This window comes from Pseudalkalibacillus sp. A8 (genome assembly GCF_045920555.1).
Lineage (GTDB): Bacteria > Bacillota > Bacilli > Bacillales > Fictibacillaceae > Pseudalkalibacillus.
The window spans coordinates 3,498,230-3,518,713 of the sequence record NZ_CP174509.1 but is presented as its reverse complement, the minus strand read 5'-3'; the positions used below and the strand labels follow the sequence as shown (position 1 = coordinate 3,518,713).

Genomic DNA, 20,484 nt, shown 5'->3' with positions numbered 1-20,484 from the left:
TTCAGGAGAAGGGGGACAAAATGAACGATATTTACATTTTAGAGGGAGCTAGAACGGCTTTTACATCATTCGGTAAGTCATTTGCAACGGTAGGTCCTACAGAGTTAGGTGTAGCCACAGCGAAAGAAGCGATGAAACGTTCACAAGTATCTCCGCAAGAAATCGAACAGGTCATATATGGGAATGTGATTCATAGCAGTACAAATGCTCCATATGTAGCCCGTCATATCGCTACAAAATCTGGGATTCCAGCAGAGACACCTGCCATGCTCGTAAACCGTCTTTGTGGATCAGGCTTGCAGTCTGTCATTTCCGGTGTGCATTCCTTGCTTTTGAATGAAGGGACCACAGCGCTTCTTGGCGGGGTGGAAAACATGTCGATGAGTCCCCACGTATCATTTACGAATCGATTCGGTCATCCTAAGCTGGGGAATGTCCTATTCGAGGATATGCTGCTATTGACCTTAAGGGATGAAGCGATTGGGAATGGTATGGGTATCACCGCGGAGAACCTTTCCGAGCAGTACGGCATATCAAGGGAAGAACAAGATGAATTTTCTGCCATCAGCCATCAACGTGCTTCTGTAGCGATCCATTCAGGGCGCTTTGAGCGAGAAATCGTACCGGTTGAAGTGCAGGAGCGAAAAGAGGTACTGACTGTAGCGACCGATGAACATGTCCGGTCTACGACTTCTTTAGAAGGGTTGGCGAAACTGAGACCGACCTTTAAAAAGGACGGTTCCGTGACAGCGGGTAACTCCAGTGGTATTAACGATGGCGCTGTTTCGATGGTAATCGCCACCGAACCTTTTGTGAGAAAGAAAGGTATAAATCCTCTTGCGAAAATCCGTTCTTGGGCTGTTTGCGGAGTAGATCCATCAGTCATGGGGATCGGGCCGGTACCAGCAATCAAGCTTGCCTTGGAACGAGCAGAACTATCCATTGACCAGATTGATTTGTTTGAGGTGAATGAAGCCTTTGCTGCACAATATTTGGCTGTTGAAAAAGAACTGAACCTGGATCGTGAAAAAACCAATGTGAACGGTGGGGCTGTTGCGCTTGGCCATCCAGTCGGAGCTAGCGGATCTAGATTATTGTTATCGCTTGCTTATGAATTACTGCTTCAAAACAAACGATTCGGGGTCGCAAGTCTCTGCATTGGTGGCGGGCAAGGAATCGCGATGGTCATTGAAAATGAAAACATATGATAAAAGAACCTCGAGTCAAGTCTCGAGGTTCTTTTTTTGACCTTTTTACAAATATATATGAGTCTTACATAATCAACAGCTGAGTTTCATTCTCTAGTCACGATGTTTATCATAGTATGTCTGCTTGGTCCATTGCTTGAATAGTCTGATTTCCTCATCACTCAGGTCAACATTGGCTGCTTCCGTATTATCATCCACCTGTTCAACTGAACTGGCTCCCGGAATTGTCGTCGCGACAGCGGGATGATGCAATGGATAGCAGAGTGCGAGGTGAGAAAGCTTCCTTCCATCAGATATATCTTTGACCTTTTCCATAAGATTTCTGATTTCGGAAGGTGCGTAGTCTAGGAACCCTTTTTCCGAAACTCTGCCTGTAAAAATCCTATCAGTAAGGTTCCCTTTTGCAAGTGGTCCACGTGCGATGACAGATACATCATGGGTATGGATCATGTTCAACCATTCTTCAGGTCTGCGGTCCAATAGACTGTACTGCATCATGATGCTGACAATATTGGAACGTTTAAGGTATTCTTTAATGACATTGGGGCGGATGGATGATATTCCATATTCACGGATTAGCCCTTCCGCTTTCAGATCTTCAAAAGCCTCGATGATTTCATCAATCGGGTCATCAATTGTACCTCCATGAAGCTGGTACAAATCGATGTAATCCGTGTCCAATCTCAGCAAGGAACGCTTGACCGCTGTTTTTATGTAATCTTTATTCGGTGCCCATTCCCAGCCTTCATCAACGTGGTCCCAACGGTTTCCAACCTTTGTTGCCAGTACACATTGCTCCCGTTTTCCTTTTAAGGCTTTACCTACTAATTTTTCGTTATTCCCAAAATCATAAAGATCAGCGGTGTCAATCAATGTAACGCCTTTATCGAGTGCTTTGTGGATGATCTTTGTCGCTTCTTTTTCATCAGAACCTAGTGACATGCATCCTAATCCAAGTTCTGATACCTGTAATTCTGAAGATCCGAGTCTGTTCAATCTCATATTAAAGCACCTCCTGATTAGTACATTACCACAAGAGGAAAGGTGAAAACATCTTTCTTGACCTGGATTTACTTCTGAACGGGGTCTTATCAATTATATCGGTGTAGATCTCAAATTTATCGGTGGAGATCAGAAAAATATTGATACGTTTTCAAAATATATCGGTGCTAACGCGGGTTATTTGTTCGAATTTTTATTCAGAACGAAAAACAACACCTCAGCGAAGGTGTCGTCTCTTACCTGTCATTTCTTATGGCGCCCTTCGATCCAATCTTTGACCGTGTTGTATTCCGCCATATATTTCTTTAACATGTAGCGTACTTGCCATGCTTTCCCGACTAATGTCACGCTGTTTGGCTGCAGATAAACCTTCATGAAATTGACTCCCTTCGTCTCTCATCATTAGGATTAGGATAATCGCATATGATAGACTTTATGTATTGAAAAGTAGATTTAGCACAAGGAGTTAGTGATATGAAAAAGTTAGAAGAAAAAACAATCGATTCTAAAGTCATATATAATGGTAGAATTATCGATCTCCACCTAGAAGAGGTCGAACTGCCTGATGGAAGGACAAGCCAAAGGGAAGTCGTCAAGCACCCAGGTGCGGTAGCCATTTTAGCGATTACATCTGAGAATAAAATCGTCCTTGTCCGTCAGTATCGAAAGCCGCTGAACCGTGAGATCATCGAAATACCTGCAGGTAAGCTTGAAAAAGGGGAAGACCCAGAAGTATGTGCTCTCCGTGAATTGGAAGAGGAAACAGGTTATCGCAGCAAAGAGCTGACTTATCTTCAATCATTCTATACATCTCCTGGTTTTGCAGATGAACTTATTCATATTTTTTTCACAGATCAATTGGAACAGGGTGAGGTCCAATTGGATCAAGATGAGTTTGTAGAGAGAATGGAAGTGACCTTGGAAGAAGCAATTAGACTTGTGAATACTCAAGATATTTACGATGCAAAAACCGCTTTTGCGATCCAATATCTACAGCTGAAGGAAGCAAAATCTTAAAATGAAACGAATTTTTGCAGACTTTCATATCCATTTAGGAAGGACATTAGCAGGTAAGCCAGTAAAAATATCAGCTTCTAAAAACTTGACGCTCCCCAATGTGTTGGAGACGTCGTTCCGTGATAAAGGGATCCAGATGGTCGGGATCATCGATTGTCATGTACCTGGGGTCATTCGTGAGCTTGAACAAATGATGGAAAAAGGCGAATTATCTGAGCATCGAGATGGAGGGTTGATAAAAGAAAACGGTTGTTTGATTCTAGGTTCGGAAATTGAGGTATATGATGAATACTGCCATGGACCCATCCACGTATTAGTCTTTTTACCTTATTTAAGCAGCATGAAACATTTCAGCAATTGGTTGGGAGAACGGATGACAAATCGTAATCTTTCCTCTCAGCGTTATTATGGTAAAGCTGCCGACTTGCAAAAGAAGACGAAAGAACTGGGAGGATTATTTGTAATTGCCCACGCTTTCACGCCTTTTAAAAGTTTGTATGGAAAGGGTGTTGAAAAAAGTTTGGTAGAAGTCTTCCAACCTGAAGAGATTGATGCAATCGAGCTAGGTCTAAGTTGTGATACCCGTATGGCTGACCAGCTGGAAGAGCTGGAGGATTTTCCTTTTCTATCAAACTCTGATGCACATTCACTGGAAAAGATCGGACGGGAGTACCAGGCAATTGAGGTTAAGGACCTTTCATTCAGGGAACTTTCTCTAGCATTGAAAGGGATGGAAGGGAGAAAAATAACAAGCAATTACGGACTTCATCCACAACTTGGAAAATATTATCGAACTTGCTGTGCAAAATGCGGGACTTTGATCACTGCTGAGGAAGACATCAAATGTCCGAAATGTGAAAAAAGCCGTTTAGTCAAAGGTGTTTCCAATCGTATCAATGAATTGTCTGATTCTACAAAACGGAACTCTACCTCAACCAGACCACCATACACTCATCATGTGCCTCTTGAGTTCATTCCTGGCATCGGACCAAGAATGCTGAAGAAATTAAGAGAAATGTTCGGAACAGATATGGAGGTCATTCATTTTGTTACGGATGAAAATCTTCTGAAGGTTCTTCCAGCACATCTTGTAAATAAAATCATAGATTCAAGGAATGGGGATTTGAGCCTGAAAGAGGGCGGTGGAGGACGTTACGGCAAACTCGATTAACTATTAGATTTTGCACTTAAAGCGAAATTCACGACACTCCTGCGGGAAAAGCGAGCAAGGCGAGACCCCGCAACGAGGATACAGAGAAGTGATGTCCAGCTCCAACGCCCAATCACTTGGATCACTTCAGACCTCCTGCGGCGGCAACACATTGAATTACTACTTAAGAAGTTGCCCACGCACGACCGAACTTTGTTTGGTTCGAGCCTCCTCGTCGGACCTCCAGGGACCTTCGTGGCTGATCAGGGCGTTTACGTTTTTCTTCAGCCCGCGGAAAGGGAGGAATTTCGCAGAAATAAGTAAATGATATAACCCGGTCATACTCTATGATTTCCTTTCATAAATTAAAAGTAAGAGATCATGAGGGAGGAAATATGATGGAGCAACGGGTTACCTATAATATGAAACGAACATTTTCACAACATTTACAAGAACATTCTTCCTTATATACATTTACAATCGTTCTACTCATGATGGGGATCGTGTTCGGTGCAGTCATCGTCAATAGCTTGAGTTTGATGCAGAAAGAAGACCTATTCCATTATCTGAACCGTTTTTTTGGACAAGTTTCAGATGGGGAAGTGGCTAGTGCCTCTGCGATGTTCACCCAAAGTTTCTTTCATTATATAAAATATATGGGGTTGATTTGGCTTTTAGGGCTATCGATCATCGGTGTACCGGTCATCCTTGTCTTATTGTTTTTAAAAGGGATGGTTGTTGGATTTACTGTCGGTTTTCTGGTCAACCAAATGGGCTGGCAAGGATTCTTGTTGTCTTTCGTTTCGGTCATGCCTCAAAACCTGATCCTGATTCCTGCTTTTGTTTTGGTCACTACAGCAGCGGTCGCCATCTCCTTGACGCTGATCAAGGCCCAATTCTCAAATAGGATAAAGACTCCATTGATGCCTTTGTTATTAAGGTACACAGCCACGGTGATCATTATCATGGTTTTAGGTGCAAGTGCGTCTTTCATTGAAGCTTTTTTATCACCAACATTAATCAAAGCGACAATCGGTATTTTCAATTAATAATTTTATTAAATGATAATGATTCTAATATCCAATTTAAAATAATTATAATTTGACACCCCTTATACCCGTGCTTATAATAAGAATATACATAGAGTGTGGGAGGGGTCGTCTTGGAAAATCGTATCAACCGTATCAAAAAACAGCTCCATTCACAAAGCTATAAACTTACCCCCCAGCGTGAGGCGACAGTCCGCGTTTTACTTGAGCGTGAAGAAGATCATTTAAGCGCGGAGGACGTGTATTTACTCGTCAAGGATAAAGCGCCAGAGATCGGATTGGCGACTGTATACCGAACGTTGGAACTGCTTACTGAATTGAAAATTGTCGATAAAATCAATTTTGGGGATGGTGTTTCCAGGTATGACCTTCGGAAAGAAGGGGCAGCCCACTTCCATCACCATTTAGTTTGTATTGAATGTGGTGCAGTAGATGAGATTCAGGAAGACTTGCTTGGTGAAGTGGAACAAGTGGTCGAGAAGGACTGGAATTTCAAAATAAAAGATCATCGGCTGACCTTCCACGGAATCTGCCATCGCTGCCATGATAAAGCAGATATGGAAAATGAAGAAGAAGTTACGACGAAATAAAAAAGGACTCGCTGAAAAACAGTTTTTGCAAGGAAACAGACTGACCCGCAAAGAATCATAGAAAGGGTCAGTTTTCTTTTCACCTGAAGAAAGCATAAGTTGTGAGCGAGGGCTTGGTATATTGCCAGGTTTTCTTTATTATGTTCCCAGTTTTGACGTATATTCTGCATGTTTACAGGCATATCCTGTAAGAAGGACAAACTGGGAGGCAATACGATGGTTTCACTAATTCATTTATTGTGGAATTCTTGTAAGGTATTTCTTGCTTTTGCATGCTGTACGCTATTATTTTATTATGGCCTTTTATGGTTGAATGAACAATATCAAGACTTCCATCGTTATGATGAGCCTGATGGACGAGCAGTCAAAGTGTTCCAGGCCTATTCGGATGAAGAGAATGAAATTGGTTGGATTGATCGCTTACATTTATTTTATGAAATTGGGGAATAAGGAGCGTTTGCTCATGAAGGACGAGGTTCAGGATTATCTACATTACTTGACCGTTGAACGTGCACTCTCTGAAAATACGTTGCAATCGTACCAACGGGATTTGAAACAATATACGACCTTTTTAGAAAAAGAATTGAATTATGAAGACTTAAACCAAATACGCAGGAACGATATCATGACTTACTTATATCATTTGAAGGATTCAGGCCGAGCTTCAACGACGATTGCAAGGACGATTGCATCGATACGATCGTTCCACCAATTTCTAATCCGTGAAAGGGTCACAGACCAGGACCCATCTGTACATATTGAAACACCGAAGACGGAACGAAAATTACCGAAGATTTTATCTTCACAAGAAGTTGAAGATTTGATTGAAGCACCAGAAAGCAATTCAGCGTATGGTATAAGAGACCGTGCGATGATCGAACTATTATATGCAACAGGAATACGTGTCTCTGAACTTATTCAACTGAATCTATCAGATGTCCATTTGACGATGGGATTCGTAAGATGCCTTGGAAAAGGGGACAAAGAGCGTATCATTCCTGTTGGTAGAATGGCGACTGAAGCGTTGACCGCCTATATCGAAAAGGGACGAGGAAAGCTGTTGAAAAAGAAGACGACAGATGCCTTGTTTTTGAACCATCATGGAAACCGGCTTACAAGACAAGGTTTTTGGAAAATCTTGAAGAAACTGTCTCGAGCCGCAAACATCCAGAAAGAATTGACTCCTCATACATTGAGACATTCGTTTGCAACACACTTGCTGGAAAATGGTGCCGATTTAAGAGCGGTACAGGAGTTGCTAGGTCATGTTGACATCTCAACGACACAGATTTATACGCACGTGACGAAAACACGATTGAAAGACATCTATTCGACCTATCATCCAAGAGCCTAAGAATAGATAAAAATACGTGAAAACGTTTTAAAAACATGGTACACTCTATAAGTGCCCTCAGGGAAGGGTGCTTTCATTAATTAAAGAGGTCAGACTTCTGACCTTTACGCGTTGTTGTTTGATAAAACTTACCAATGGAAATGGTATAAAATAGCGTAGATTAGGGAGGAAAATTTATGACGGACTCAAGATTCAAACGGATATTTTTGATCGTCATGGATTCGGTCGGGATCGGTGAAGCGCCGGATGCCGCCAGATTCAATGATGAAGGAGCAGATACATTAGGCCACATCGCAGAAAAAATGAATGGCCTCAATATGCCGAACATGGCAAAGCTCGGACTCAGCAACATCCGTGAAATCCAAGGCATTGATAAAGCTGATAAACCTTCAGCGCATTTCGGAAAAATGCAGGAGGCCTCTAATGGAAAGGACACCATGACAGGACACTGGGAGATTATGGGGCTCCACATCGAGCAGCCATTCAAGACATTCCCGGATGGGTTCCCTAAGGAACTTCTTAATGAACTAGAAGAAAAAACAGGCCGAAAAATCATTGGAAACAAACCAGCGTCTGGAACAGAAATTTTGGTAGAGCTAGGAAAAGAACATATGGAAACAGGGGCGTTGATTGTTTATACATCGGCGGATTCAGTCCTTCAGATCGCAGCTCATGAAGACGTCGTTCCAATCGATGAGTTATATGAGATATGTAAAATAGCACGTGAATTGACACTGGATGAAAAGTATATGGTTGGCCGTATCATCGCGCGACCTTTCATTGGGGAGCCTAGTGCATTCGAACGAACTGCAAACCGCCACGACTATGCACTGAAACCTTTCGGACGTACTGTCATGAATGAAATGAAGGATGCTGAATATGATGTCATTGCGATTGGAAAAATCTCTGATATCTATGATGGGGAAGGGGTGTCTGATTCAGTTCGTACGACATCGAATATGGATGGAATGGATCAGATTGTGAAGATCGCTGATCGAGAATTTACTGGGATCAGTTTCTTGAATCTCGTCGATTTCGATGCAAAGTTCGGTCATCGAAGGGATCCGATCGGTTATGGTGAAGCATTGGAAGAATTCGATGCTCGTCTCCCTGAATTGCTTGAAAAGCTTAAAGAAGACGATCTGTTGTTGATCACGGCTGACCACGGGAACGACCCGGTTCATCATGGAACAGACCATACGAGAGAATTTGTGCCACTCCTTGCATATCATCAGAACATTGAAGAAGGAAAAGAGCTTCCTTTGCGCAAGACATTCGCAGATGTAGGCGCAACGATTGCTGATAATTTCAAAATTAAAGCTCCACAATTTGGAAAGAGCTTTTTAAAAGATTTATAATTGGAGGTCATCATGACATTAACAAACTCAATTCGACAAGCAGCAGAATACATCCAGGACAAAATTGATGAAAGGCCGACGATCGGATTGATCCTTGGGTCGGGGCTTGGTATTTTAGCAGATAAAATTAAGAATCCAGTTTCGCTCCCTTATTCAGAAATTCCTTCATTCCCCGTATCGACGGTTGAAGGGCATGCCGGAGAGCTGGTCATAGGAACGATCGAAGGGAAAACAGTTGTAGCTATGAAAGGTCGATTCCATTATTACGAAGGATACCCAATTGAAAAAGTGACCTTTCCTGTACGTGTGATGAAAGAAATCGGTGTGGAATCGTTGATCGTTACCAATGCTGCTGGAGGAATCAATGAATCCTTTGAAGCAGGAGATTTGCTGATCATCACGGATCACATCAATAATATTGGAGATAACCCATTGATTGGGCCGAACGATAATAGTCTGGGCGTCCGTTTCCCTGATATGTCCGATGCTTACTCTGGACATCTTCAAGGCATTGCAAAACAAGTGGCTGAGAATTTGAACATATCGATTCAAGAAGGTGTCTATATCGCCAATTCTGGTCCATCTTATGAAACTCCTGCCGAAGTCAGGATGCTTCGTATTTTAGGTGGTGACGCCGTCGGCATGTCAACTGTACCTGAAGTGATTGTAGCCCGCCATGGCGGAATGGAAGTGCTCGGAATCTCCTGTATATCAAATATGGCAGCGGGTATCCTTGATCAACCGTTAACACATGATGAAGTGATCGAAACGACTGAAAAAGTCAAAGCGAACTTCATGGCTTTCGTACAACAGATCGTAAAGAGTATTTAAGGGGAGATTAATATGTCAGAGTTAAGAACAAAGATACAGGATGCTGTCAAATATATCTCGATTAAAACCGAACACCGGCCGACAATCGGATTGATTTTAGGATCCGGTCTTGGAGATTTTGCTGAAGAAATCGAAGAGGCTACAAAAATCGATTACAGCGAAATTCCACACTTCCCGGTTTCTACAGTAGAAGGACATTCCGGAAGACTGGTCATTGGAACGATGAATGGAAAGACTGTCGTCGCGATGCAAGGGCGCTTTCATTTTTATGAAGGGTATACGTTACAGGAGGTCACTTTTCCAGTCCGGGTCATGAAAGGACTTGGTGTCGAACAGATGATTGTCACGAATGCCTGTGGCGGAATGAATCCAGATTTCGAAGCAGGGGACTTGATGATAATTGAAGATCACTTGAATTTGACTGGAGCAAACCCACTTATCGGGCCGAATGATAATGAGCTTGGACCACGATTCCCGGATATGAGCGCAGCCTATACACCCGAATTGATCGAGTTGGTGAAATCGGTCGCGAATGAAGAGGGAGTTACCCTCCAACAAGGCGTATATGCATCCATTAGTGGACCGACCTACATGACTCGTGCAGAATTGAAGATGTTGCGGACACTCGGATCAGACACTGTTGGAATGTCTACGGTACCAGAAGTGATCGTTGCCCGCCATATGGATATGAAAACGTTAGGGATTTCGTGCATTACAGACATGGCGATCGCCGAGGAACTGGAACCTCTTACACACGAACAGGTTATGGAAGTAGCGAACCGCACGAAACCGAAATTCAAGCAATTACTGCGTTCAGTAATTGAAAAAGTATAATACAAGGACTGATATAGGATGAGAATGGTAGATTTGATCGAAAAGAAACGGAACGGACTTGACTTGTCGAAAGATGAAATCGAGTTCATCATTGAAGGTTATACGAACGGAGATATTCCAGACTATCAGATGTCAGCTTTAGCGATGGCGATTTATTTTAATGATATGACGGAAGAAGAACGTGCGAATTTCACGATGGCCATGGTTGACTCTGGAGACAAGATCGATCTGTCCGCAATTGAAGGGATCAAAGTCGATAAACATTCGACCGGGGGCGTAGGTGATACCACGACTCTTGTGCTTGCACCTCTTGTTGCGGCTGTAGGGGTTCCTGTTGCGAAAATGTCCGGGCGTGGCCTCGGACATACTGGGGGGACGATCGATAAGCTCGAAGCCGTACCAGGCTTCCATGTTGAAATCGATAATAGTGAATTCATCGAACTAGTCAATAAAAATAAAATTGCAGTCATCGGTCAAAGTGGAAACTTGACACCAGCGGATAAAAAGCTTTATGGACTTCGTGATGTCACAGCTACAGTTAACTCGATTCCGTTGATTGCAAGCTCGATCATGAGCAAGAAGATAGCTGCTGGAGCTGATGCTATTGTATTGGATGTTAAAACAGGGGCAGGAGCATTCATGACAGAAGTGGAAAAAGCAGAAGAGCTGGCTCAGGCGATGGTGAAGATCGGTAAGAATGTCGGACGTAACACGATGGCGGTCATTTCAGATATGAGCCAGCCACTTGGTTTTGCGATCGGAAATGCACTTGAGGTGAAAGAAGCGGCTGACACTTTACGTGGTGAAGGTCCTGAAGACCTCGAAGAACTATGCCTGACACTCGGTTCCTTCATGGTCATGCTTGCGAAGAAAGCCGAAACGAAGGAAGAAGCGCGCCAAATGCTGATTGATGTAATGAAGAATGGAAAGGCGATCGAAACGTTCAAGACATTCCTGAAGGCGCAAGGCGGAGACGAAACCGTCATCGATGATCTTAGCAAATTACCGACAGCCATGTACGAGATTCCTTTTACAGCTGAAAATGACGGATATGTTTCAGAAATCAAGGCTAATGAAGTCGGTACTGCCGCTATGCTGTTAGGGGCTGGTCGCGCGACAAAGGAATCGGAGATCGATCTTGCAGTCGGTATCGTCCTTCATAAAAAGGTTGGCGATGAAGTGAAGAAGGGTGACACGATCGCTACATTGCACAGTAACCAAGAACATGCCAACGATGTCTTGAAGAAATTGAACGGTGCATATACGATTTCAGCTGAAAAAGTGGCAGCACCACCACTCGTTTATAAAGAAATCATGTAAAATACACATTAAGAGCTGTTCGTAAGCTGGTTAGAGCTTATGGGCAGCTTTTTTGCGATGTTGGAGTATTCCATTATAGAGATAATTAGCAGTCGAAAATTTTAAAAACGCATTCCATAAGCCTGAGGACTGACGATTGTCAGTCCTTTAGCTATTCTTATTATGGAAAATTGTCATCTTATTAAAGCCTGAGATTCTCGCAAAACTCGGACATGATCTCACCAAACAAAAATATCTTACCATCAATCGAGTTCCAAAATTCAGAAGAAAGTATAAACCGCCCAAAATTGGAAAATATAAGAATACTAAGAATGGAGGGATTATGTCTATGAAACGCTTTTTTACATGTATGATAGCGGCCGTGATGGGGGTATCAGTCCTTTCACCAGCAGCTTTAGCCAATGAAGATCATGTTACAGTCAATTCTCTAGCGAATAAAGCATCATCTGCAATATTGATTGAAAGAGATACAGGTACTGTTCTATTCGATAAAAACCCTGATGAAAAGCTTCCTCCGGCGAGTATGACGAAGATCATGACCTTGATTCTCGTAATGGAAGCTTTACATAAAGGCAAAATCAATCTGAAAGATAAAGTAAGAACAAGTGAATATGCAGCCTCTATGGGTGGTTCTCAAATCTTCCTCGAAGAAGGAGAGATCATGACTGTCGAAGAGATGCTTAAGGGTGTTGCCTTGGCATCCGGGAACGATGCTTCAGTTGCCCTTGGAGAGTTCATCGCAGGTACGAACGATGCTTTCGTCAAACAGATGAACGACAAAGCGAAGGAGCTTGGCCTTAAGAACACCAAATTTAAAAACGCTACCGGGCTGCCGGAAAAAGACCATTACAGTACTGCAAGAGATATGGCCTTGATGGCAAAGGAACTTTTGAAGTATGAGCAGATTACAAATTACACAGGCAAGTATGAAGATTATCTACGTCAGAATACTGACAAAAAGTTCTGGCTAGTCAATACCAACAAGCTTGTAAAATTCTATCCTGGTGTCGATGGACTCAAAACAGGTTATACGACCGAAGCGAAATATTGTTTGACAGCGACAGCTAAAAAAGACGATATGCGAGTCATCGCTGTAGTCATGGGAGCACCAACGACAAAAGAACGAAATGCCCAAGTGACCCAAATGCTTGATTACGCTTTTGCGAATTATCAAACGGAACGAATCTACGAAAGACACCAGATGATCGATAAAATTCCGGTTCACAAAGGTGTTTCGAAGACTGTACAAATGGCGACTTCAGAACCGATCTCCCTTTTAATGAAGAAAGGTGAGAAAAAGATGAAGCTGACCACAGAAATTAAAATCAACAAACAAGTGAAAATGCCGATCGAAAAAGGTGAACGTCTTGGGACGCTGGTTGTTAAAAACAACGGAAAAACAGTGACAGAATCACCATTGGTTGCATCTGAAAATGTAGAAGCAGCAAACTGGTGGGGACTGTTCAAGAGAACTGTGGGCAAGTTTTCGCAGACACCGTAAATTTTCGCATATTATCAGATTATAAATCGATTCAACACTAGTTTTGTCAGCGAGGAGGATTCCATTATCACCATATAGAAATGACTCACTACCGAGATGAAGGAGGAGAGGTTAGTGAGTCTTAGTGTGAAACTCGAAGTCAAAGATCGTGTACTGTGTATTCGATTAGCCGGCGAATTAGACCACCATACAGCAGAACAGCTACGGACAGAAGTTGATCAAACGATTAAGGAAAATAATATCCATGATATCGTATTGAATTTAGAAGCCTTGTCATTTATGGATAGTTCGGGATTAGGAGTAATCCTTGGACGTTATAAATTGATAAAAAGTCAAGGTGGAGAAATGGTCGTATGTTCAATCTCCCCTTCTGTCAAAAGGCTGTTTGAAATGTCAGGCATGTTCAAGATCATTCGTCTTGAAGATAGTGAACAAAAAGCTTTGCACACGCTGGGGGTGGCGTAATGAAAAATGTCATGAAGATGGAATTCTCTGCTCGTAGTGAAAATGAATCATTTGCCAGGGTTACAGTTGCAGCATTCATCGCACAGCTTGACCCGACCGTAGATGAGTTGACTGAAATCAAAACCGTCGTTTCTGAAGCTGTTACGAATGCAATCATTCATGGATACGATAACAATGCAGACGGGATGGTTTACATTGAATGCATCCTGGATGAGGGATGCGTTGAATTGGCGATCCGTGATGAAGGGATCGGTATCGATGACTTGGACGAAGCGCGTCAGCCCTTATTCACAACAAAGCCTGAATTAGAAAGATCCGGTATGGGCTTCACGATAATGGAAAATTTCATGGATAAAATCGAAATCGAAACAGAAAAATCCTTCGGTACCACGATTCGCTTGAAGAAGTATTTGACAAATCATAAAGCGCTTTGTAATTAAGGAGCATGAGCCATGGATTTGGACGTCAAACAAGACAAAAAAAATACGTTTCTCAATGACAAGGAAATGAAAGAATTGATTCAACGAAGTCAAGAAGGCGATCAGACAGCAAGAGATACCATTGTCGAGAAAAACATGCGGTTAGTCTGGTCTGTTGTACAACGCTTTTTGAACAGGGGATACGAGCCGGATGACCTTTTTCAAATCGGCAGTATCGGGTTGCTTAAATCTGTAGATAAATTCGATCTTAGTTATGACGTAAAATTCTCAACCTATGCAGTTCCGATGATCATCGGAGAAATTCAGCGATTTATCCGTGACGATGGGACAGTTAAAGTCAGTCGCTCGCTGAAGGAGCTCGGGAATAAAGTCCGGAAGGTGCGGGATGAACTTTCAAAAGACCTTGGCCGTAATCCAACAGTGAATGAAATTGCGACAAAACTTGGTATCAGTCCTGAGGATGTCGTGATGGCTCAAGAAGCTGTACGTGCTCCATCATCGATCCACGAAACGGTGTATGAAAATGATGGAGATCCAATTACATTGCTTGACCAAATTTCTGATCAAGGTGATTCGAAGTGGTTCGACCAGATCGCTTTGAAGGAAGCGATCCAGACCTTGAATGAACGGGAAAAACTGATTGTTTATCTGCGATACTATAAAGATCAGACGCAGTCTGAAGTTGCAAACCGGCTTGGAATATCACAAGTCCAGGTTTCAAGGCTTGAAAAGAAAATCCTCCAAGAAATGAAGACCCAGATGGACGAATGAATCGTCTATCTGGGTTATTTTTTGATAGGGTCTATTTTCAAGTAATGGTGACTATAGTCCTCAGCAAATACTTCCTATTTTCCTCAATTTTTTCCTCTAAGTTCTATTTTTAATTAGAAACACGCCGAAATTCCTCATAATCACGCCGTTTTTTACATAATCATGCGGAAATTCATGATATCACGCTAATTGATCATAATTTGCGCGTGGAGGTTAAAGACCATAGATCTGATCAACCCAATAGGTAATTACTGGATAGATTGGGTGGACAGAATGAGAGAGGTTTGGAAGAAACATACTACATATAAACGAATTGGCATAAGGGGGGACTTTTTTTGGAGGTTGAAGCGGTTTATTTGCGTATGCGGCATAGGCTACTTAGTTCACCTGGACAGACGATACGAATTAAAGACCTTGCTCAACTCGTTGGCCCTGAAGATGTCATTCAAGAAATTGGTCAAATGATTGTTCATAAAATCACGGTACAAGACAAAACAATCGTCATCGTAGATCTTATGAAAGTGTTGAAGACCATCAGAAAAAAATTTCCGAAATTAGATATTCAAACGGTCGGTACACCACAAACAATCATAGAAGTCCAGTACAAGAGACCGAAAATTACTGGGGTTTATTTTGTCGTTGTTTGGATCCTATTATTCATCGGTGCAGCACTTGCTATCATGAATTTCCATGAGGATGTAAGCATGCAGCAGGTTCATCAAAAGATTTATTATTTGGTGACTGGACGAAGAAATGACTATCCGCTCCTTTTACAAGTTCCTTATTCTATTGGCCTTGGATTAGGGATGGTCCTCTTTTTCAACCACATCTTCAAAAAACGTTTCAATGAAGAACCGAGCCCGCTTGAAGTGGAAATGTTCAACTATCAACAAGATTTGGACCAGTACGTCATCATGCATGAGAACAAAGAGAACGAGAAGAAAGCTCATGACAATTAAAATCATCACCGTCATGTTAATAGGCTTAGGCGGTGGACTTGCGGTAGGGGCAGGATTCGTTGCCATTTTAACGGTGTTTGGGATCATCCCCCGGTTAATGCAGATTTCGAAAACCAACTCAAAAATAAGAAGTTATGAATTAAGCATCATTAGCGGCGTCTTGTTTTCGAGTTGGTACGGATTGAGGGATCTCACAATCTCCTCGAGCCAATGGCTGCTGATCCCGATTGGTCTGGCAAGCGGTACCTTTGTTGGAATGCTGGCTGCTGCCTTGACAGAAGTCCTGAATGTTCTGCCGATACTTATGAAACGTGTTGGTTTCAAAGAACAAGTCCTTCTCTTGTTGATGGCGATTTTATTCGGAAAAGTAATAGGATCACTTTTTCACTGGATTTTCTTCGTTCATCTGTAAATTTTAAAGGCAAAAAGGAGCTGTTACAAATGGGTAAGAACAAATTGTCACCCGAACAACAAGCATATAAAGAAAAGATCAAACCATTACAACCGACACCACCTTATTTTGTGAATTGTCTAAAGGCCTTTTTAATCGGAGGATTGATATGTGCGATCGGACAAGGAATCACTAATTTTTACATCACCTTTTTCAATTTCACAGAGAAAACAGCTGGAAACCCTACAGTCGCAACTCTGATTCTTGCTGCATCTTTACTCACAGGATTAGGGGTTTACGACAAGCTTGGACAATTTTCTGGAGCGGGATCAATCGTTCCGGTAACCGGATTCGCAAATGCTGTAACGAGTGCAGCGCTTGAACATAAAAGTGAAGGGCTCGTGCTGGGAGTTGCAACAAACCTTTTCAAACTGGCAGGGGCCGTGATTGTATTCGGTGCTGTCGCTGCCTATATAATCGGTATGCTCCGATATTTGTTCCAGATGGTATTATGACGCCTTAGGAGGATCAACAACAATGAAGCTTACAGGTAAACAAACTTGGACATATTCAAAACCTTTATACATCAATGCAACAGGCACTGCAGTCGGTCCAGAGGAGGCAGCTGGTCCGCTTGGCGAAACCTATGATATCACGTTCGGTGATCTTCATTGCGGACAAGAGAATTGGGAACTTGCCGAACGCCACTTAATGGAGCAAGCAATTGAGGCTTGCATGAAAAAAGCTGGAAAAAGCCCGGATGAAATGGATTTATTTTTATCTGGTGATCTCATCAATCAGACTGTCATCGCAAATTACACGGCCCGTAAAAACCAGATTCCTTACCTTGGGTTGTTCGGTGCATGCTCTACATCGATGGAGACGCTGGCCCTGGCTTCTGCGTTGGTTGACGGGGATTTTGCCAACACAGTGCTTACTGCCGTAAGTAGCCATAACGCCACAGCTGAAAGACAATTCCGTTACCCGACAGAATATGGGGGACAAAAACCGGATACAGCGACTTATACAGTGACAGGTGCAGGGGCTTCTATCGTCAGTGCAAAACCATCACCGATCCAAATCAAAGCGGCTACTATTGGTCGCGTGCTGGATCTTGGGATAACCGATCCTTTCGATATGGGATCAGCGATGGCACCAGCTGCTGCTGACACGATTGCAACACATTTTGAAGACACTGGCCGGTCACCGGATGATTATGATTTGATCGTGACCGGTGATTTATCAGCCGTCGGCTCACCGATTTTGCTTGAATTATTACGTGAAAAAAACTATGATTTGTCGTCTAATCATCAGGACTGCGGCTTACTGGTTTATCGACCAGATCAACCGGTTTTTGCTGGAGGAAGCGGTTGTGCATGTTCAGCTGTAGTAACGTATGGACACCTTCTAAAAGAAATGAAAGAAGGGAAGCTGAAGCGGATATTCGTTGTGGCGACAGGAGCCCTGATGAATCCGATGATGGTCCAGCAAAAGGAAACAATTCCTACGATTGCGCATGGTGTAGTGATAGAAGCTACTGATGGAGGTGGTGTTTGATGGTCGAGTATTTTATAGCTTTTGTAGTGGGAGGTCTCATCTGTGTAATCGGTCAATTACTGATGGATATATTCAAATTGACACCAGCCCATGTCACCTCAAGCTTCGTTGTTGCAGGAGCTGCACTTGATGGGTTCGGTTTATATGACAAATTGATTCAGTTTGCAGGCGCAGGCGCTACTGTTCCAATTACAAGCTTTGGTCACTCTCTCCTTCATGGAGCGATGGCAGAAGCCGATGAACACGGATTTATCGGGATTGCGATGGGAATCTTCCAGTTGACCTCTGCGGGTATTTCTTCTGCTATACTTTTCGGTTTCATCGTGGCGGTCCTTTTTAAACCAAAAGGATGATTATATATGAAAAAACGAGTCATCATGATCACTGACGGAGATTTATACGCATTGAAAGCTGTGGAACAAGTCGCAAAAGAGATAGGCGGCCGTTGTATTTCCCAATCTTGGGGAAATCCGACAAAAATCACCGGTGACGAGATTGTCTCGATGATCCTGTCCACACCCTATGATCCAGTCCTGGTCATGTTCGATGACTGCGGGTATCGAGGTGAGGGTCCTGGAGAAAGGGCTATGCGTGATGTAGCGAATCATCCAGACATCGAGATACTAGGTGCGATTGCTGTCGCTTCGAAAACCCACCTGGCTGAATGGACCCATGTAGATGTGAGCATCGACCGTTTTGGTGAATTGTCAGCTTATGGTGTAGATAAAAGCGGACTTCCAGATATGGAGTTTGGCCGTTTGGATGGTGACACGGTCTATGTTCTCGATGAACTGGATATTCCATTTATCGTCGGTGTGGGGGATATCGGAAAAATGTCAGGGATCGATACTGCTGAAAGAGGAGCTCCGATTACAAGGCAAGCGGTCCAACTCATCTTAGAAAGGAGTACCCGAAATGCATCCCAAGAAAGAGGAAACACCCATTCATAAGAAAATTGCAGAGAATGAACAGTTCCTGAAAGATAAGATGGGGATCGGAAAAAGCTTTGATGTAGGTGTTCGTAAAATGAACATCTTGAATAAAGAAATCCACATATATTACTGCACAGGTCTCTGTGACAGTGAATTCATCATCATGCTATTGAAAGAACTGCTTGATGCGGACCATGAATATCGGACGAGCGCAAAAGCGAAAGATGTCATTAAAAATCACCTCGCTCATCAGCAGGTTTCTACAGCGAAGAACTTAGACGAAGTCATTGACCGAGTCCTTTCAGGGCTGGTTGCAGTTTTGATCGAAGGTCATAATGAAGGCTTTATTGTCGATGTAAGGAGTTACCCAGGACGTTCCCCAGAGGAGCCTGATGTCGAAAAAGTTGTCCGTGGGGCCCGTGATGGATATACAGAAAATATCGTGGAAAACACGGCTCTAACGAGAAGAAGGTTAAGGGATGAACGGTTACGAAACGAAATCATGCAGGTTGGGGACCGTTCGAAGACAGACGTCTGTATCTCTTATCTAGAAGATGTAGCAGATCCTGGATTGATTGAAACGATACGAAAAGAGCTGAAATCGATCCGGATCGATGGGATTCCGATGGCTGATAAGACTGTTGAAGAATTTTTGGTGAATCAAGGCTGGAATCCGTATCCGCTTGTAAGGTATACTGAACGGCCCGATGTTGCTGCAACCCATCTTTTGGAAGGACATGTCCTCGTATTCGTGGATACGTCCCCAAGTGTCATCATTACACCAACTACATTTTTCCATCACGTCCAGCATGCCGAAGAATATCGCCAGACTCCGATGATCGGTGCGTTTCTAAGATGGATTCGGTTTGGAGGTATGCTGGCTTCGCTCTTTTTATTGCCAATTTGGTTGTTGTTCGTTTTGAATGAAAATTTACTTCCACCCAACCTGAATTTCATAGGACCGACCAAAGAATCGAATGTCCCGATCTATCTTCAAATCATTTTTGCTGAACTAGGTATCGATGTCTTGAGGATGGCCGCGATCCATACGCCATCAGCCCTCTCAACCGCAATGGGATTGATTGCAGCGGTGTTAATCGGCCAGATCGCAATAGATGTCGGTTTATTCGTGTCGGAAGTCATCTTGTATGTTGCACTCGCAGCGATCGGCTCATTTTCCACACCGAGTTATGAATTGAGTGTCGCCAATAAGATCGTGAGGCTGATATTGATTACACTCGTATTCCTTTTCGGAGTCCCAGGGTTCATGATCGGCTGTACCTTCGTAATGTTATTCATGTGCAGTATCAAAAATTTGAATACCCCATATCTATGGCCTTTCATCCCCTTCAATCCACAAGCTTTGATGCAAGTGTTGGTCAGGGTCTCTGTTCCTTTATCGAAGGTTCGGCCAAGCATTGTTCGTCCACAGCAGAACAAAAAACAATCCGATGCTTGATATTTGGTGTTGATTCAATCTGCTATTTATGCTACAGTAGTTCTTAATTTAATAATTGCCTCATTTGACGTGATGGGGTAGAGGCGCAGAGAGAATGAGTAGCTGTCCATAGCCAGGGGGGCGATGACGGACAATGAAAGGTCGATTTGCCGAAGCAAACTTAATCCCAATTAAGGTTGCTGGGCCGTTGCTGAATAAGTAACGGACTGTCACTACAAATGTAGTGGAGAGCTATTCCGACTGATGAGGGTACGGGTTTAAACCAGTTTTTATGTACCGCAACATAGGCTGGTTTT

General features: G+C 43.0%; 24 protein-coding genes and 1 riboswitch. Of the genes, 22 read left to right on the top strand and 2 right to left on the bottom strand.

Annotated features, from left to right (window positions below):
- Window positions 1-20: 20 nt before the first annotated feature.
- A complete protein-coding gene (locus ACJROX_RS18165) occupies window positions 21-1,208 on the top strand; it encodes a thiolase family protein (protein ID WP_408006614.1) in 1,188 nt (395 codons plus the stop codon).
- Between the two features lie 93 nt (window positions 1,209-1,301).
- Here ACJROX_RS18165 and ACJROX_RS18160 read toward each other — a convergent pair whose 3' ends face one another.
- Together ACJROX_RS18160 and mciZ are read right to left on the bottom strand one after the other, a co-directional pair.
- Window positions 1,302-2,210: an aldo/keto reductase gene (locus ACJROX_RS18160; protein WP_408006613.1), complete on the bottom strand. Its 909-nt coding sequence runs from the start codon at window positions 2,208-2,210 to the stop codon at window positions 1,302-1,304.
- Window positions 2,211-2,453: 243 nt separating this feature from the next.
- Window positions 2,454-2,585: a Z-ring formation inhibitor MciZ gene (gene mciZ, locus ACJROX_RS18155; RefSeq protein ID WP_408006612.1), complete on the bottom strand. Its 132-nt coding sequence runs from the start codon at window positions 2,583-2,585 to the stop codon at window positions 2,454-2,456.
- Window positions 2,586-2,684: 99 nt separating this feature from the next.
- Between mciZ and ACJROX_RS18150 the strand changes: the two genes are divergently transcribed.
- The 21 genes from ACJROX_RS18150 (at window position 2,685) to ACJROX_RS18050 (ending at window position 20,188) form a co-directional block, all read left to right on the top strand.
- On the top strand, window positions 2,685-3,227 hold the full coding sequence (locus tag ACJROX_RS18150; protein ID WP_408006611.1) for an NUDIX domain-containing protein: 543 nt from the start codon (window positions 2,685-2,687) through the stop codon (window positions 3,225-3,227).
- Between the two features lies 1 nt (window position 3,228).
- Complete coding sequence (locus ACJROX_RS18145) at window positions 3,229-4,398, top strand: endonuclease Q family protein (protein WP_408006610.1); 1,170 nt, start codon at window positions 3,229-3,231, stop codon at window positions 4,396-4,398.
- Between the two features lie 377 nt (window positions 4,399-4,775).
- A complete protein-coding gene (spoIIM, locus tag ACJROX_RS18140; protein ID WP_408006609.1) occupies window positions 4,776-5,426 on the top strand; it encodes a stage II sporulation protein M in 651 nt (216 codons plus the stop codon).
- Window positions 5,427-5,539: 113 nt separating this feature from the next.
- The gene (locus ACJROX_RS18135) at window positions 5,540-6,016 is read left to right on the top strand and encodes a Fur family transcriptional regulator (protein WP_408006608.1); all 477 of its coding nucleotides are present in this window, start codon (window positions 5,540-5,542) and stop codon (window positions 6,014-6,016) included.
- Between the two features lie 216 nt (window positions 6,017-6,232).
- A complete protein-coding gene (locus tag ACJROX_RS18130) occupies window positions 6,233-6,466 on the top strand; it encodes a YqzK family protein (protein ID WP_408006607.1) in 234 nt (77 codons plus the stop codon).
- A 13-nt stretch (window positions 6,467-6,479) separates the two neighbouring features.
- Window positions 6,480-7,370, top strand: a complete 891-nt coding sequence (gene xerD, locus ACJROX_RS18125) for a site-specific tyrosine recombinase XerD (protein WP_408006606.1) — start codon at window positions 6,480-6,482, stop codon at window positions 7,368-7,370.
- A gap of 176 nt (window positions 7,371-7,546) precedes the next feature.
- Window positions 7,547-8,728: a phosphopentomutase gene (gene deoB / locus ACJROX_RS18120; RefSeq protein ID WP_408006605.1), complete on the top strand. Its 1,182-nt coding sequence runs from the start codon at window positions 7,547-7,549 to the stop codon at window positions 8,726-8,728.
- Between the two features lie 12 nt (window positions 8,729-8,740).
- Window positions 8,741-9,559 carry a purine-nucleoside phosphorylase gene (locus ACJROX_RS18115; protein WP_408006604.1) on the top strand — a complete coding sequence of 273 codons (819 nt, stop codon included), beginning with the start codon at window positions 8,741-8,743 and terminating at the stop codon, window positions 9,557-9,559.
- Window positions 9,560-9,571: 12 nt separating this feature from the next.
- Window positions 9,572-10,393, top strand: coding sequence for a purine-nucleoside phosphorylase (locus ACJROX_RS18110; protein ID WP_408006603.1), 822 nt, complete (start codon window positions 9,572-9,574; stop codon window positions 10,391-10,393).
- Window positions 10,394-10,411: 18 nt separating this feature from the next.
- The gene (locus tag ACJROX_RS18105; RefSeq protein ID WP_408006601.1) at window positions 10,412-11,713 is read left to right on the top strand and encodes a pyrimidine-nucleoside phosphorylase; all 1,302 of its coding nucleotides are present in this window, start codon (window positions 10,412-10,414) and stop codon (window positions 11,711-11,713) included.
- 328 nt (window positions 11,714-12,041) lie between these two features.
- Entirely contained in the window at window positions 12,042-13,214 is a 1,173-nt protein-coding gene (locus ACJROX_RS18100) for a D-alanyl-D-alanine carboxypeptidase family protein (RefSeq protein WP_408006600.1), read from the top strand.
- Window positions 13,215-13,328: 114 nt separating this feature from the next.
- Window positions 13,329-13,679: an anti-sigma F factor antagonist gene (gene spoIIAA / locus ACJROX_RS18095; protein WP_408006599.1), complete on the top strand. Its 351-nt coding sequence runs from the start codon at window positions 13,329-13,331 to the stop codon at window positions 13,677-13,679.
- Window positions 13,679-14,119 carry an anti-sigma F factor gene (gene spoIIAB, locus ACJROX_RS18090; RefSeq protein ID WP_408006598.1) on the top strand — a complete coding sequence of 147 codons (441 nt, stop codon included), beginning with the start codon at window positions 13,679-13,681 and terminating at the stop codon, window positions 14,117-14,119. Before spoIIAA ends, spoIIAB begins: the two co-directional genes overlap by 1 nt.
- Before the next feature lie 12 nt (window positions 14,120-14,131).
- Window positions 14,132-14,890, top strand: coding sequence for an RNA polymerase sporulation sigma factor SigF (sigF, locus tag ACJROX_RS18085; protein WP_408006597.1), 759 nt, complete (start codon window positions 14,132-14,134; stop codon window positions 14,888-14,890).
- A 335-nt stretch (window positions 14,891-15,225) separates the two neighbouring features.
- On the top strand, window positions 15,226-15,849 hold the full coding sequence (locus ACJROX_RS18080) for a stage V sporulation protein AA (protein WP_408006596.1): 624 nt from the start codon (window positions 15,226-15,228) through the stop codon (window positions 15,847-15,849).
- The gene (locus ACJROX_RS18075; RefSeq protein WP_408006595.1) at window positions 15,839-16,261 is read left to right on the top strand and encodes a stage V sporulation protein AB; all 423 of its coding nucleotides are present in this window, start codon (window positions 15,839-15,841) and stop codon (window positions 16,259-16,261) included. The genes ACJROX_RS18080 and ACJROX_RS18075 overlap by 11 nt, the downstream gene beginning before the upstream one ends.
- 29 nt (window positions 16,262-16,290) lie before the next feature.
- Window positions 16,291-16,755, top strand: coding sequence for a stage V sporulation protein AC (gene spoVAC / locus ACJROX_RS18070; protein WP_408006594.1), 465 nt, complete (start codon window positions 16,291-16,293; stop codon window positions 16,753-16,755).
- A 22-nt stretch (window positions 16,756-16,777) separates the two neighbouring features.
- The gene (gene spoVAD / locus ACJROX_RS18065; protein WP_408006593.1) at window positions 16,778-17,797 is read left to right on the top strand and encodes a stage V sporulation protein AD; all 1,020 of its coding nucleotides are present in this window, start codon (window positions 16,778-16,780) and stop codon (window positions 17,795-17,797) included.
- Window positions 17,797-18,150: a stage V sporulation protein AE gene (gene spoVAE, locus ACJROX_RS18060; RefSeq protein ID WP_261129226.1), complete on the top strand. Its 354-nt coding sequence runs from the start codon at window positions 17,797-17,799 to the stop codon at window positions 18,148-18,150. Before spoVAD ends, spoVAE begins: the two co-directional genes overlap by 1 nt.
- A gap of 6 nt (window positions 18,151-18,156) precedes the next feature.
- On the top strand, window positions 18,157-18,747 hold the full coding sequence (locus tag ACJROX_RS18055; RefSeq protein WP_408006592.1) for a stage V sporulation protein AE: 591 nt from the start codon (window positions 18,157-18,159) through the stop codon (window positions 18,745-18,747).
- Window positions 18,713-20,188, top strand: coding sequence for a spore germination protein (locus ACJROX_RS18050; protein WP_408006591.1), 1,476 nt, complete (start codon window positions 18,713-18,715; stop codon window positions 20,186-20,188). The genes ACJROX_RS18055 and ACJROX_RS18050 overlap by 35 nt, the downstream gene beginning before the upstream one ends.
- Before the next feature lie 70 nt (window positions 20,189-20,258).
- Window positions 20,259-20,430: riboswitch (Lysine riboswitch) on the top strand.
- Window positions 20,431-20,484: the final 54 nt, after the last annotated feature.